General features: G+C 70.9%; 11 protein-coding genes. 4 read left to right on the plus strand and 7 right to left on the minus strand.

Annotated elements, in window-relative coordinates; genetic code table 11:
* Positions 1-8 precede the first annotated feature (8 nt).
* Positions 9-995 carry a helix-turn-helix transcriptional regulator gene (locus tag Sdagh_RS18290; protein ID WP_189422165.1) on the plus strand — a complete coding sequence of 329 codons (987 nt, stop codon included), beginning with the start codon at positions 9-11 and terminating at the stop codon, positions 993-995.
* On the opposite strand, the gene Sdagh_RS18295 is transcribed toward Sdagh_RS18290, so the two are convergent.
* Positions 958-1,989 (minus strand): helix-turn-helix transcriptional regulator, encoded by a 1,032-nt coding sequence (locus tag Sdagh_RS18295; protein WP_190077008.1) that lies wholly within the window; start codon positions 1,987-1,989, stop codon positions 958-960. The genes Sdagh_RS18290 and Sdagh_RS18295 overlap by 38 nt on opposite strands.
* A 78-nt stretch (positions 1,990-2,067) precedes the next feature.
* Positions 2,068-3,171: a sugar ABC transporter substrate-binding protein gene (locus tag Sdagh_RS18300; RefSeq protein ID WP_190077009.1), complete on the minus strand. Its 1,104-nt coding sequence runs from the start codon at positions 3,169-3,171 to the stop codon at positions 2,068-2,070.
* Positions 3,172-3,466: 295 nt separating this feature from the next.
* On the opposite strand from Sdagh_RS18300, the gene Sdagh_RS18305 reads away from it, so the two are divergent.
* Positions 3,467-5,896, plus strand: coding sequence for a PA14 domain-containing protein (locus Sdagh_RS18305; RefSeq protein ID WP_190077010.1), 2,430 nt, complete (start codon positions 3,467-3,469; stop codon positions 5,894-5,896).
* Positions 5,897-5,982: 86 nt separating this feature from the next.
* On the opposite strand, the gene Sdagh_RS18310 is transcribed toward Sdagh_RS18305, so the two are convergent.
* From Sdagh_RS18310 to dnaK, 4 genes are read right to left on the minus strand one after another with little or no spacing between them, the layout of a single operon-like run.
* Entirely contained in the window at positions 5,983-6,432 is a 450-nt protein-coding gene (locus tag Sdagh_RS18310; protein WP_189422169.1) for a heat shock protein transcriptional repressor HspR, read from the minus strand.
* 6 nt (positions 6,433-6,438) lie between these two features.
* On the minus strand, positions 6,439-7,617 hold the full coding sequence (gene dnaJ / locus Sdagh_RS18315; protein WP_189422170.1) for a molecular chaperone DnaJ: 1,179 nt from the start codon (positions 7,615-7,617) through the stop codon (positions 6,439-6,441).
* A 33-nt stretch (positions 7,618-7,650) separates the two neighbouring features.
* Positions 7,651-8,325: a nucleotide exchange factor GrpE gene (gene grpE, locus Sdagh_RS18320; protein ID WP_189422171.1), complete on the minus strand. Its 675-nt coding sequence runs from the start codon at positions 8,323-8,325 to the stop codon at positions 7,651-7,653.
* On the minus strand, positions 8,322-10,175 hold the full coding sequence (dnaK, locus tag Sdagh_RS18325) for a molecular chaperone DnaK (RefSeq protein WP_189422172.1): 1,854 nt from the start codon (positions 10,173-10,175) through the stop codon (positions 8,322-8,324). Before dnaK ends, grpE begins: the two co-directional genes overlap by 4 nt.
* Before the next feature lie 434 nt (positions 10,176-10,609).
* Between dnaK and Sdagh_RS18330 the strand changes: the two genes are divergently transcribed.
* The gene (locus tag Sdagh_RS18330) at positions 10,610-12,892 is read left to right on the plus strand and encodes a (Fe-S)-binding protein (RefSeq protein WP_189422173.1); all 2,283 of its coding nucleotides are present in this window, start codon (positions 10,610-10,612) and stop codon (positions 12,890-12,892) included.
* Positions 12,893-12,991: 99 nt separating this feature from the next.
* On the plus strand, positions 12,992-14,008 hold the full coding sequence (locus Sdagh_RS18335; RefSeq protein ID WP_189422174.1) for a Yip1 family protein: 1,017 nt from the start codon (positions 12,992-12,994) through the stop codon (positions 14,006-14,008).
* A gap of 287 nt (positions 14,009-14,295) precedes the next feature.
* Here the strand turns inward: Sdagh_RS18335 and Sdagh_RS18340 are convergent.
* Positions 14,296-14,501, minus strand: a 206-nt coding sequence (locus Sdagh_RS18340; protein ID WP_226535300.1) for a phosphoribosyltransferase, incomplete at its 5' end; no start/stop codon positions are given.

Consider the following 14,501-nt stretch of genomic DNA (forward strand, 5'->3'; position numbering starts at 1 on the left):
AGTCACGCGTGACCGCGACGGCACACGAGGACCACGCGAACGAGGAGCTGTGCCAGGCCGGACTGGAGCTGTACACCCGCGCCCTGCGCGACGGCCCCCTCCCGGCCGCGGCGGCCGACGCGACACCGTGCCTCCTCGACTCCGGTCTGCTCCGCCCGGTGGTCGACACTCCCGACCGACTGGAGCCCGTGGCCCCCGCCGTCGCCCTGCACCGCCTCCTGCGCGCCTCCGACGAGCGCGTCGCCGGTGAACGGCGGCGCGGCGAGCGGCTCGCCGAGACCTTCGCCCCGTTGCTGCGCATCGGCGGCCCGCACGCGTCGGCCGACGACTCACCGGCCCTACGACTGCTCAGCGGCAAGGACCGGATCAGCCGGGCCATCGCCGAGGTCATGGCCGAGGCGACCGACGAGGTGCTGACCATCCAGCCGCACGGCGCTCACATCGGCCCCCCGCCCCAGGTCCACGAACCCGTCATCGAACGCGACCAGGCCTTCCTCGCCCGCGGTGGCCGCATCCGCGCCCTCTACCAGCACACCCTGCGGTACGCGCCCACCGTCCTGGCCCGCTACGAGCGGCTGACCGGCGACGTGCAGGCCCGCAGCCTGGACGAGGTCACCGAACGCCTGATCACCGTGGACCGCAGGGTGGCCTACATCCCCGCCAACGAGGACCGCACCCTCGCCCTGGAGATCCGCCACCCCGCGCTGATCACCTACTTCGTCACCGTCTTCGACCGCCTGTGGCGGCTGGCCGTTCCCATGTACCCGCAGGCCGAGCAGCCGCCCACCCTGGACGGCATCACCCCGCGCCAGCGCGCGGTGGCCGCCCTGCTGGTGGAGGGGCACACCGACGCCGTCATCGCCGACCACCTCGGCATGAACGTGCGCACCGCCCGCGTCCACATCGCCAAACTCGCCGCCACCCTAGGCAGCGACAGCCGTGCCCAGCTCGGCTATCTCATCGCGCGGTCGGGGATTCTCGACCGGGACGCCTGACCGGGGCCGGGGTGCGGGGCGGGCCGTCCAGGCCGGCCTGGGCGATGCGGACGCCGAGCTGTGTGCGGCTCGCCGCGCCCAGCGTCTCCGACAGCCGGGCGATGTGCGCCCGACAGGTGCGCACGCTGATCCCCAGCCGCTCCGCGATCACCGCGTCCTGGTGGCCCTCCGCCAGCAGCGCCGCGATCGACCGCTCCCGGTGCGAGATGCCGTCGATGCCGGTCTCCGGCAGCGGCGCGGTCAGCGGCAGCGCCAGCCGCCACAGCCGCTCGAAGACGGTCACCAGGTACTCCACCAGCGCCGGGTGGCGCAGCTCCAGCGCCATGGTCCGCTCGGCGTTGGCGGGGACGAAGGCCACCGTGCGGTCGAACAGGATCAGCCGGTCGATCACCTCGTCCAGCGTCCGCGCCTCCACCGCGTCGCCCATCAGCTCCATGTAGTGCAGCAGCCCCTGCCCGTGCCGGGCGACGTGCGTGTACAGGTCGCGCATCCGTACGCCGCGCCCGCGCAGCGCCAGCGCCCGGTGCAGCCCCTCGGACAGCTCGTGCTCGCGCCGGATGCCGCCGGGCTGCACGGTCAGCACCTCGGTCGTGCACGCCTGCGTCGCCTCGTCCATCGCCGCCTGGATGCGGGCCAGGCCGTCCAGGACCCGGATCGCGGTGCCCTCGCCGGCCGCCGGCTGCCGCTGCTCCCCCAGCCCCGCGTACCGCTCGACGGCGGCGACCGCGGAGCCCAGCCGCCGCTGCCCGGCGCTGACCTCGTCGTACACCTCGCGCAGCAGCCGGGTCATGACCTCCTGGGGCGCGGTCGGCACCAGGAACCCCATGTCGTCGGGGTCGGGGTGCAGCAGGGCGAGGTCCAGCAGACAGGGCACCGCCTCCGCGTCCCCGCGCGGCACCCGGCCCCGCCGCACGGCACGGGAGTACACCTGGTCCCCGGCCTCGCACAGTCGGTCAGCACCGTGTGGATGCCCGTCCGTCCCGTGCCCGGCCATCGCCCAGTCCACCCCCGGTTGCCGCCGCTTTCCGCAGCGCAACTATGCGCGGCCGGGACCGCCTGTGCAACAAGCGGCCTACTTCAGGCCGATCGCCGCGCAGTCCGCCTTGTACGCGGCGGTGCAGATGTCGGAGACCTCGTGGATGCCGTCGGCGACCACGGTGTCCTTGATGTTCTTCTTGGTCAGGGCGACGACGGTGACGAGCTGGGCCGGGATGTCCTTGTCGGTGGGGCTGTCGACGCGGTCGGCGGTGAGCGCGTCGAACTGGATGTCCTTGCCCTGCACGCGGGCCACGGCCATCTCGGCGGCGCTCTCCGCCTCCTGGGGGTAGGACTTGTACACGCTCATGTACTGCTCGCCGGAGACGATCCGCTGCACCGCCGCCAGGTCGGCGTCCTGGCCGGTGACGGGCGGCAGCTCGGTGACGCCGGCCGCCTTGAGCGCCTCGATGACGCCGCCGGCCATGCCGTCGTTGGCGGAGTAGACGCCGTCGATGCCGTCCGCGCCGAGCTTCGCGATGGCCTCGGCCATGTTCTTCTCGGCGTTCTCCGGCTTCCAGTCCTCGGTGTCGTACTCGGCGCCGATCCGCAGGTTCCCGGCGAGTTCGGTGAGCGCGCCGGCCTTGAACTGGCGGGCGTTGGGGTCGGTCGGCGCGCCGTTCATCATGACGATGGTGTCGGCGGCGGCGTCGGGGCCGAGTGCCTCCAGCAGGGAGCGGCCCTGGACCTCGCCGACGAGTTCGTTGTCGAAGGAGATGTACGCGTCGATCGGGCCCTCGGCCAGCCGGTCGTAGGCGATCACCGGGATGCCGGCGTCCTTGGCCTTCTTCACGCTGCCCGCGATGGCGTGCGCGTCGACCGCGTCCAGCACGATGACGTCGACCCGGTCGTCGATCATCTTCTGCATCTGCCCGGCCTGCTTGCTCGCGCTCGCCTCGGCGTTGGCGTACTCGACGGTGCCCCGGCCGCCGGTCAGGTCGGTGACCTTCTTCTCGAAGATGGGGTGGTCGAACTGCTCGTAGCGCGTGTTGGCCTTCTCCGGCAGCAGCAGCCCCACCGTGAGGTCGTCGCCCTTGGTCGGGCTCGCGGTGTCACTGCCGCCCGACACGTTGAGCGCACCGCAGGCCGTCAGCGAAACGGCCATCGTGGACACGGCCACGGACATGGCGATACGGCGCATGCAGGAGATCACTTCTGGTGCCTTCCGGACGCGGTGGCCGCTTTGCGACCCAGGTGACTGAAAAGACAACGCGTCCACCCACCTCACCGTCAAGCGGTACCACTTAACGAGATGGCAACATCACGCAGCGCTCCCGCGATGAAAACAGAACGACTTCTTCTCCAACATCCCTTCACACAAAGGCCATCACCCATCCCCATCAGGACCCGCGAGATCCGTACAACCAACTCCTTTCCTCACGAGTCGTGATCACGGGGCCGTCGGCGGCCCCCGCCGTTTTCGATCAGAGGACCGAATGAACTCAGCCAGACGCACGACCACGGCCGCCGCCTCGGCCGCCGTCGTGCTCGCCACCGCGGGCGGGCTGCTCACCACCGCCGCGCCCGCCTCCGCCGCCGCGAGCTGCGCCTCGCCCGTCTTCACCCGGCAGTTCTTCGCGAACACCGCCTTCTCCGGCTCCCCGAAGAAGACCGACTGCGACTCCGCGATCGACCAGAACTGGGGCTCCGGCGCGCCCGCCAAGGGACTGCCGGCCGACCGCTTCGGCGTCCGCTGGTCCGTCACCCGCGACTTCGGCTCCGGCGGCCCGTTCGCCTTCACCGCCGCCGCCCAGGACGGCATCCGCGTCTACCTCGACGGCGTCCGCAAGGTCGACCTGTGGAAGAACGTGTCCTCGACCCGGAAGAAGACCGTCGACGTCACGGTCCCCAAGGGCAGGCACACCCTCCGCGTCGACTTCGTGAACTGGACCGGCAAGGCGGACGTCACCTTCGCCTACACCCCCCGCACCTCCGCCTCCGTCGACAAGGTCAAGCCGCTCACCCCCACCGGGGCCTCGGTCACGTACGACGAGGCCACCGGCAAGGCGAAGGTCTCCTGGGCGAAGAACAAGGAGATGGACCTCGTCGGCTACCGCGTCCACCGCCGCCTGAAGGGCACCGAGTACGGCAGCAAGCCGCTCGCCACGACCACCTCCACCTCGTTCACGGACACCACCGTCCCGAAGACCGGCCAGGTCTTCTACTACGAGGTCCGCGCCTACGACAAGGCGGGCAACACCTCGGCGGGGACGGCCGACCAGCCCGTCACCACCGTCGACCGGACGCCGCCCGCGGCGCCGTTCGTGGAGATGGACGCCTGCCCGGCCGACCAGCCCTACGCCGCCCCGGAACTGGTCACCACCGCGGCGAACGCCGCCGACATCGCGCTCTACGAACTCCAGCGGCGGAAGGCGTCCTCGGATGCCTGGACGACCGTCGCCACCGCCGCCAAGGGCGCCTTCTGCGACACCGGCACCCCGGCCGACGGCGCCGAGGTCACCTACCGGGGCCGGGCCCGGGACGCGGCCGGCAACTGGTCGGCGTACTCGCCCGCCGCCACCTTCACCACCGCCGACCGCACCCCGCCGGCCCCCGTCGCCGACGCCCGCGTCGAGTACCGCTCCGGCGTGCCGCACCTGCTCTGGTCCCCCGCCGGGGACGCCACCGCCTACCAGGTGCTCCAGTACGACCCGGCCACCGGCGGCTGGCTCGACGCCCTGCCCGCGCCGGGGACCACGACCGCCACCGAGGTCGTCCCGCGCCAGCTCACGGCGGTGAGCGACACCTACCGGTACGCGGTGCGCGCGCTGGACGCCAAGGGCAACGCCGCCGCCCCCGCCGAGATCACCGTGGACCTGGCCGCCCGGCCCGAGGCGATCCCCGCCTTCCGGACCACCGCCCACCCCTTCGGCGAGGGCGTGATGGTCGAGTGGAGCAGCACCGACCCATGGGCCTTCGACGGCGACGGCCCGCTGCTCGGCTACCGCCTGGAGCGCACCGACCCGGCGACCGGCGCGACCACCACCGTCGACCTGTGCAAGCCGAACAGCTCGGTCGACCTGCCCCCGGAGGCGCCCAAGACGTACTGGACCTGGTCGGGCTCCGACGCGCCCTCCTACGCCGGCCGCAAGCAGGTCAACGGGGTCTGCTGGGACGTCTCCGGGGCGTCCGAGACGACGTACGAGTACCGGGTGGTCACCGTCGACCCGCAGGGCCACGCCTCGCGGCCCGGCCCGGCCGCCACCGCCACCACCCCGGACACCGAACGCCCGGCCCCGGTGGAGAACCTGACCGCCGAGATCATCCCGCTCGGCGTCCACCTGACCTGGACCCCGCCCGCCGACGACGACGTCCAGTCGTACGCCGTCTGGCAAGGCGTCACCGACCCGGAGACCGGCGAGACGGTCTGGGAGGACAACTGCTGGACCGGCAGCTCCCTGACCGCCACCGAGATCTACTGCCCGACCGTGCCGGACGGCGCCGCGCACGTCTACCGGGTGGCCGCCTCGGACGGCTCCGGACTCATCGACCCCTACGCCGGACCCGACGCCTTCCACACCGCCGACATCACGGTCACCCTGCCCGACACCCGGCCGCCCGGCTGGACCGGCACGGACGTCCGCGAGGACCAGTACCCGGAGCTGTACGTGGGCTGCTCGGAGTCCTCGGGCCTCGGTGACTGCGCCCGGTTCGCCGGCTACCGCGTGGAGCGCTGGGACCCGGCCACCGCCTCCTGGCTCACCCTGAAACAGGGCGTGGCGGGCGACAGCGCGTACTACATGGACACCACGGTCCACGAGGACCGCCTGGGCCTGTACTACTACCGGGTCGTGCGCACCGACGCCGCAGGCGCCGACGCCGCCACCACCGAGCGGGCGTACGGCATCTGGGACTCCTGGCTCTGACCGGCCCCGGACGCGGAACGACGGAAAGAAGGGGCCCGGATGCGATCCGGGCCCCTTCTTCCGTACGCTCGTCCGGCTCGGGCGTCTCAGTCGGTGTGGCGTCCCTTCGGCCGCCACACCACCAGCGCGCTGGTCTGCTGGACCTCCTGGTACGGGACCAGGTCACGGCGGTACGACGCGTGCACCGCCGCCTCGCGCTGGCGCATCGCCGCCGCCGCGCCGTCGAGGGCGGCCTCCATCTCGGCGACCCTGGCCTGGAGCGCGGCGACCTGGTTCTCCAGCTCGATGATGCGCTTGATGCCGGCCAGGTTGATGCCCTCGTCCTGCGACAACTGCTGGACCTGACGGAGCAGTTCGATGTCCCGGGCCGAGTAGCGGCGGCCCCGGCCGGCGGTGCGGTCCGGGGAGACCAGGCCCAGACGGTCGTACTGACGCAGGGTCTGCGGGTGCAGGCCGGACAGCTGGGCCGCCACCGAGATGACGTAGACCGGGGTGTCCTCGGTCAGTTCATACGGATTGCGCCGACGACCGTCCATCTGATGTCAATCTCCCTTCGCGGCCTGGAACAGCTCCGCCCGCGGGTCCTCACCCGCGGTCGCCTCGCGGAACGCCTCCAGCGCCTCACGAGCCTTCCCCGTCAGATCCTTCGGGACACTCACCTCGACGGTGACCAGCAGGTCGCCGCGGGTGCCGTCCTTGCGGACCGCGCCCTTGCCGCGGGCGCGCATGGTCCGCCCGTTGGGCGTCCCGGCCGGCAGCTTCAGCGTGACGGGCGGACCGCCCAGGGTGGGCACCCGGACCTCGCCGCCGAGCGCCGCCTCCGCGTACGTCACCGGGACGGTGACCGTGAGGTTGTCGCCCTTGCGGCCGAAGACGGGGTGTTCCTTGACGTGCACCACCACGTACAGGTCGCCCGCCGGACCGCCGCGCTCGCCCGGGGTGCCCTTGCCGCGCAGCCGGATGCGCTGCCCGTCGGAGACCCCGGCCGGGATGCGGACCTGCATCGTCCGGGAGGACTTGGCCCGCCCGGAGCCCTTGCAGACGTCGCAGGGGTTCTCCGCGATCAGGCCGCGGCCCTTGCAGTCCGGGCACGGGTCGGTCAGCGAGAAGCCGCCGCCCGAGCCCCGGGTGACCTGGCCGGTGCCGACGCAGGTCGGGCAGACGCGCGGGGTGCCGTTCTTGTCGCCGGTGCCCGAACAGGCCTTGCAGGGCGCCTGCGAGGACATCCGCAGCGGGACCGTGGCGCCCTCGATGGCCTCCGTGAAGCTCAGGGTGACCTCGGACTCGATGTCCTGGCCGCGCCTGGGCTGCGTACGGGTGCCGCCGCCCGCGCCGCGGTTGAACAGGCCCCCGAAGACGTCACCGAGCCCGCCGCCGAAGCCGCCGGCCCCCTGTCCGCCGCCCTGGGCGCCGCCGAAGAGGTCGCCCAGGTCGAAGTTGAAGGTGCCGCCGCCCGCGCCCGGCCCCGGGCGGAAGCCGCCGTTGCCGAAGAGGGCGCGGGCCTCGTCGTACTCCTTGCGCTTCTTGGGGTCGCCGAGGACGTCGTTCGCCTCGGAGATCTCCTTGAAGCGCTCCTCCGCCTGGGCGTTGCCCTTGTTGGCGTCCGGGTGGTTCTCGCGGGCGAGCTTCCGGTACGCCTTCTTGATCTCGGCGTCGGTGGCGTCCTTGGGGACGCCGAGGACCTTGTAGTAGTCCTTCTCGATGAAGTCCTTGGTGCTCATCCCCGACGTCCCTCCTTCCTGCTGCTCACGAGATCAGCCCTCGGCCGGGCCACCGCTCTCCTTGTCGTCGCCGGACTCCGCGTCGGCCGGCTTCTCGCTCTCCTCGGCCGGCTTGACCGTCTGCGCCCCGGGCTGGGGCTCGGCGACGGCCACCCGCGCGGGGCGGATGGTGCGCTCGCCGATCCGGTACCCGGGCTGCAGGATCGCCACGCAGGTCGTCTCGGTGACGTCCGGCGCGTAGCTGTGCATCAGGGCCTCGTGGATCGTCGGGTCGAAGGGCTCGCCCTCCTTGCCGAACTGCTGGAGGCCCAGCTTGGCCGCGACGGCTTCCAGCGACTCGCCGACGCCCTTGAAACCGCCGACCAGTTCGCCGTGTTCCCGGGCGCGGCCGATGTCGTCGAGGACCGGGAGGAGTTCCGTCAGGAGGTTCGCGACGGCGATCTCCTTGACGGCGACCCGGTCCCGCTCGACCCGGCGGCGGTAGTTCTGGTACTCGGCCTGGAGCCGCTGGAGGTCCGCGGTGCGCTCGTTGAGCGCGGTGCGCGCCTGGTCCAGCTGGGCCAGCAGGCCCGCGTCCTGGCTCGCGTCCCCGGCCGGGGCCGCCCCCGCCTCCGAGGAGGAGGGGGCGGCCTTCGGCTCGGCGTCTTCGGAGGCGGCGCCGGAGGGGACGTCGGGCTTCTCGTCAAAACCCGGGGTCTCCTCCGTCACGCGGCACCGTCCTTGCGCTCGTCGTCGACGATCTCGGCGTCCACCACGTCGTCGTCGGCCTTGGCACCGGCGCCGGCGCCGGCACCCGGGGCCTCGCCGCCGGCGGCCTGCGCGCCCTGGGCGTCGGCGTACAGCGCCTGGCCCAGCTTCTGGGAGACGGCGGCGACCTTCTCGGTGGCGGTGCGGATCTCGGCGGTGTCCTCGCCCTTGAGCTTCTCCTTCAGCTCGGTGAGGGCCGTCTCGACCTCGGTCTTGACGTCACCGGGGACCTTGTCCTCGTTGTCCTTGAGGAACTTCTCCGTCTGGTAGACGAGCTGCTCGCCCTGGTTGCGGGTCTCGGCGGCCTCGCGGCGGCGGTGGTCCTCCTCCGCGTACTGCTCGGCCTCCTGGCGCATCCGGTCGACCTCGTCCTTCGGCAGCGAGGAGCCGCCGGTGACGGTCATCTTCTGCTCCTTGCCCGTGCCCAGGTCCTTCGCGGTCACGTGCATGATGCCGTTGGCGTCGATGTCGAAGGAGACCTCGATCTGCGGGACGCCGCGGGGCGCCGGCGGCAGACCGGTCAGCTCGAACATCCCGAGCTTCTTGTTGTACGCCGCGATTTCGCGCTCGCCCTGGTAGACCTGGATCTGCACGGACGGCTGGTTGTCCTCGGCGGTGGTGAAGATCTCGGACCGCTTGGTCGGGATCGTCGTGTTCCGCTCGATGAGCTTGGTCATGATGCCGCCCTTGGTCTCGATGCCGAGGGACAGCGGGGTGACGTCGAGGAGCAGGACGTCCTTGACCTCGCCCTTGAGGACACCGGCCTGGAGGGAGGCGCCGATGGCGACGACCTCGTCCGGGTTCACACCCTTGTTGGCCTCCTTGCCGCCGGTCAGTTCCTTGACCAGTTCGGCGACGGCGGGCATACGGGTGGAGCCACCGACGAGAACGACGTGGTCGATCTCGCTGAGCTGGATGCCGGCGTCCTTGATGACGTTGTGGAACGGCGTCTTGCAGCGCTCCAGCAGGTCGGCGGTCAGCTGCTGGAACTGGGCGCGGGTGAGCTTCTCGTCCAGGTGCAGCGGGCCCTCGGCGGAGGCCGTGATGTAGGGCAGGTTGATCGAGGTCTCGGTGGACGAGGACAGCTCGATCTTCGCCTTCTCGGCGGCCTCGCGCAGGCGCTGGAGCGCCATCTTGTCCTTGGAGAGGTCCACGCCGTGACCGGACTGGAACTGCTTCACCAGGTAGTCGACGACGCGCTGGTCCCAGTCGTCACCACCGAGGTGGTTGTCACCGTTGGTGGCCTTCACCTCGACGACGCCGTCGCCGATCTCCAGGAGGGACACGTCGAAGGTGCCGCCACCGAGGTCGAAGACGAGGATCGTCTGGTCGTCCTTGTCGAGGCCGTACGCCAGCGCGGCGGCGGTCGGCTCGTTGACGATGCGCAGGACGTTCAGGCCCGCGATCTCGCCGGCCTCCTTGGTGGCCTGGCGCTCGGCGTCGTTGAAGTACGCCGGAACGGTGATCACCGCGTCGGTGACCTTCTCGCCCAGGTAGGCCTCGGCGTCCCGCTTCAGCTTCTGCAGCACGAAGGCGCTGATCTGCTGCGGGTTGAAGTCCTTGCCGTCCAGGTTGATCTTCCAGTCGGTGCCCATGTGGCGCTTGACCGACCGGATGGTCCTGTCGACGTTCGTGACCGCCTGACGCTTGGCGACCTCGCCGACCAGCACCTCACCGTTCTTCGCGAAGGCGACGACGGACGGCGTGGTCCTGGCGCCCTCGGCGTTGGTGATGACGGTGGGCTCGCCGCCCTCCAGAACGCTGACGACGGAGTTAGTCGTGCCCAGGTCGATGCCGACCGCACGTGCCATGGTTGATTCCTCCAGCTGACTTGAGTGGAACAGGCTCAAGTGTGCACCACGACGTCCGCCGGGTCAATAGACCTGAGTCAACTGGACTCAACTCTTATCCGTTCCTTACACGCAACACCGCGCCGACCAGCGAAAACATGAGCGGGGGCACGCTTCTCGCACCGGACATCCCCTCGCCGACGCGTTCGAGTACCCCGCCGGGGCAGGACCAGCGGCGCGGCGGCGGGGGCACACCCGGGCGGACCGGGCCGCTCCGGTCAGGGTCGCCTCAGCGACACAGATCACCACACGCCCGACTACAGTGCGGCGGAGGATAGGGGTAGTCTCAGACGGACTGCATAAGCTACCGCTCAGTAACACCGAGCAGCCGAGCAACCCGGCAGCTCCGCACCACACAGCCCCCTCGAAACCTCGCAGGCCCGAGGAGCCCCCAAATGCAACTCGCCGCGATCATCGTGTCGCTGGTTCTGATCGTGGTCGGCGTGGCACTCTTCGCCCGCGCTGTCCTGCAGATCGTCAACTACATGCGGCTGGGCCAGCCCGTACCGGCCGGCACCCGGACCGACGCCCCCGCGCAGCGCACCCTCACGGTGGTCAGGGAGTTCCTCGGCCACACCCGGATGAACCGCTGGGGCATCGTCGGCGTCGCGCACTGGTTCGTGGCGGTGGGCTTCTTCTCCCTGCTGCTGACCATCGTCAACGCGATCGGCCAGCTCTTCCAGGCCGACTGGATCCTGCCGGTCCTCGGCGACTGGGCGCCGTACAACGTGTTCGTCGAGTTCATCGGCACGATGACCGTGCTCGGCATCCTCACGCTGATCGTCGTCCGGCAGCTCAGCCACCCGCGCCGGCCGGGCCGCAAGTCCCGCTTCGGGGGCTCCAACTTCGGCCAGGCGTACTTCGTCGAGGCCGTCATCCTCATCGTGGGCGTCTGCATCTTCATGCTGCACGCCCTGGAGGGCGCCCTGCACCACGTCGACGGCTACGAGGCGTCCTTCTTCATCTCGTACCCGGTGGTCGCCGCGCTCAAGGGACTGAGCCTGTCCACCCTGCAGAACCTCGTCTACTTCTTCGCCGGGCTGAAGATCGCGACCTCCTTCATCTGGATGATCACGGTCGCCCTGAAGACCGACATGGGCGTGGCCTGGCACCGCTTCCTGGCCTTCCCCAACATCTGGTTCAAGCGGAACGCCACCGGCGAGACCTCGCTGGGCGAACTGCTGCCGATGACCTCCGGCGGCAAGCCGATCGACTTCACCGACCCCGGCGAGGACGACGTCTTCGGTGTCTCCCAGGTCGAGCACTTCTCCTGGAAGGGCCTGCTCGACTTCTCCACCTGCACCGAGTGCGGCCGCTGCCAGTCGCAGTGCCCCGCCTGGAACACCGGCAAGCCGCTCTCCCCCAAGCTCCTGATCATGTCCCTGCGCGACCACGCGCACGCCAAGGCGCCGTACCTGCTGGCCGGCGGCGGCAAGACCATGGAGGGCGAGGAGAAGGCGTCCGAGGAGGCGCTGAAGGACGTCCCCGCGGCGGCGCTGGCGGAGGCCGAGCGGCCTCTGGTCGGCACGCTGGAGGAGAACGGCGTCATCGACCCCGACGTCCTGTGGTCCTGCACCACCTGCGGCGCCTGCGTCGAGCAGTGCCCGGTCGACATCGAGCACATCGACCACATCGTCGACATGCGCCGCTACCAGGTGATGATCGAGAGCGCGTTCCCGTCCGAGGCGGGCACGATGCTCAAGAACCTGGAGAAGAAGGGCAACCCCTGGGGCCTGGCGAAGAAGCAGCGCCTGGAGTGGACCAAGGAGGTCGACTTCGAGGTCCCGGTCGTCGGCAAGGACATCGAGGACCTGACGGACGTCGAGTACCTGTACTGGGTCGGCTGCGCCGGCGCCCTGGAGGACCGCGCCAAGAAGACGACCAAGGCCTTCGCCGAGCTGCTCCACATGGCGGGCGTCAAGTTCGCCATCATGGGCGGCGACGAGAAGTGCACGGGTGACTCGGCGCGGCGCCTCGGCAACGAGCCGCTGTTCCAGGAACTCGGCATGGAGAACGTCATGTCCCTCAACGCCGCGTTCGGCGAGGAGACGGACGACGACGGCAAGGTGACCGAGGAGTCGAGGAAGCCGAAGTCGGCGAAGAAGATCGTCGCCACCTGCCCGCACTGCCTCAACACCCTGGGCAACGAGTACCCGCAGCTCGGCGGCGACTACGAGGTCATCCACCACACCCAGCTGCTCCAGCACCTCGTGGACGAGGGCAGGCTGGTCCCGGTCACCCCGGTCGAGGGCATCATCACGTACCACGACCCCTGCTACCTGGGCCGGCACAACAAGATCTACACGCCGCCGCGCGAGATCATCGCCGCCGTCCCCGGCGTCCGCAACGAGGAGATGCACCGCCACAAGGAACGCGGCTTCTGCTGCGGCGCCGGCGGCGCGCGGATGTGGATGGAGGAGCGGATCGGCAAGCGCATCAACAACGAGCGCGTCGACGAGGCCCTCTCCGTCAACCCGGACATCGTCTCCACCGCCTGCCCGTTCTGCCTGGTCATGCTCACCGACTCGGTCAACGGCAAGAAGAACGACGGCAAGGCGAAGGAGTCGATCCAGGTGGTCGACGTCGCCCAGCTCCTGCTGGACTCCGTCAAGACCCCGGCCGACCCGGCCGGCGAGGCCGAGACGGAGCCCGCGCCGGAACCGGAACCGGCGAAGTAACCAGGCCGCGGCACACCGAAGCCCCCTGCCCCGCCCGCCCGGGGGACCAGGGGGCTTCGCCGTACCCCCTAAGGGCCCGGCGTCCCGCCCCCGTAAGGGATGTCACAGCTCGGCCGCAAAGCCGCCCCAGGAGCCCCGGCCCCGGCACGTCACTCTGCGGGACCAGGTACGTTCGGAAGCGTGGCTGGATTCAGGATCGGACGCGGCCGGGACAACGGCGCTCCTCAGACGCGACCGCAACACCCCCCGCACGGGCAGCAGACGCCGCAGGGACAGCCGTACGGCTATCCCCCGGCGCCGCAGCCGTACCCTCCGCAGCACCAGCCGTACGCGGCCGGCTCCGGCGGATGGCCGCAGGCCGACGGCGGCGGCGGTGGCTACGGCGGCCGGCCGGCCGGCGACCACGGCGAGCCGGAGTACTTCGGCGACGGCGGCCACCCGCACGGCGCCCCGCACGACCCCTACGCCGCCAACAACCCCGGCCACACCCAGGCCTTCTCGATCGGCGAGGACCCCTACACCCAGGGCGACACCTACCGCGCGGGCTCGGCGTCCCCGCCCCCCGGCCCGATCGGCCCCCGCCTGCACTGGAAGGACCTGCTGAAGGGCATCGTCACCGCCCCGAACCGGACCTTCCTCCAGATGCGGGACTACACGATGTGGGGCCCCGCCCTGATCGTGACCTTCGTCTACGGCCTGATCGCGGTCTTCGGCTTCGACGGCGCCCGCGAGGACGCGATCAACGCGACGCTGTCCAACGCGATCCCCATCGTCCTGGTGACGGCCGTCGCGATGGTCCTCTCCGCCTTCGTCCTGGGCGTCGTCACCCACACCCTCGCCCGCCAGCTCGGCGGCGACGGGGCCTGGCAGCCCACGGTCGGCCTCTCCATGCTGATCATGTCCCTCACGGACGCCCCCCGTCTGATCGTCGCCATGTTCGCCGGCGGCGACGCGCCCTTCGTCCAGATCCTCGGCTGGATCACCTGGATCGCGGCCGGCGCGCTGCTCACCCTGATGGTCGGCCGCTCCCACGACCTCCCCTGGCCGAAGGCGCTGGGCGCGTCCGCGATCCAGCTGGTGGCACTGCTGTCGATCGTGAAGCTGGGCACGTTCTAGGGCCTGTCGTTCGGATCAGGTCGCGGGGAATCGGCTGTGCCTTCCTCGCGCCGGTGAGCGGGGCCTGGTGCGTGCGGATGCGAGGCGGAGGAGGGAGTCGACGCGGAGCATCGGCGAGTGACGACAACGCGGCAGGTGCGCGCACCAGGCCCCGCGTCCGCAGCGTGATCCGAACCGCAGGCCCTAGCGTCCCGCGCGCTCACGTTCCGGGCGGACGCACGAGAAGGGGCTCCCGGCGGGTACCGGGAGCCCCTTCTCGTCTCGGCCCGCGCGGCCCCCGACGCGGCTCAGGCGTCGAGGACCTGCCCGGAACGCCTGACCACCGGCGGCTCGACCGACCACGGGAAGTTGATCCAGTCGTCCGTCCGCTTCCACACGTACTCGCACTTCACCAGCGAGTGGGACTTCTCGTAGATCACCGCGCTGCGCACCTCGGCGACCGTGTCCCGGCAGAAGTCCCGCACCAGCTTCAGCGTCTTGCCGGTGTCGGCGA

This window comes from Streptomyces daghestanicus (assembly GCF_020521275.1).
Taxonomy (GTDB): Bacteria; Actinomycetota; Actinomycetes; order Streptomycetales; family Streptomycetaceae; genus Streptomyces; species Streptomyces griseoviridis.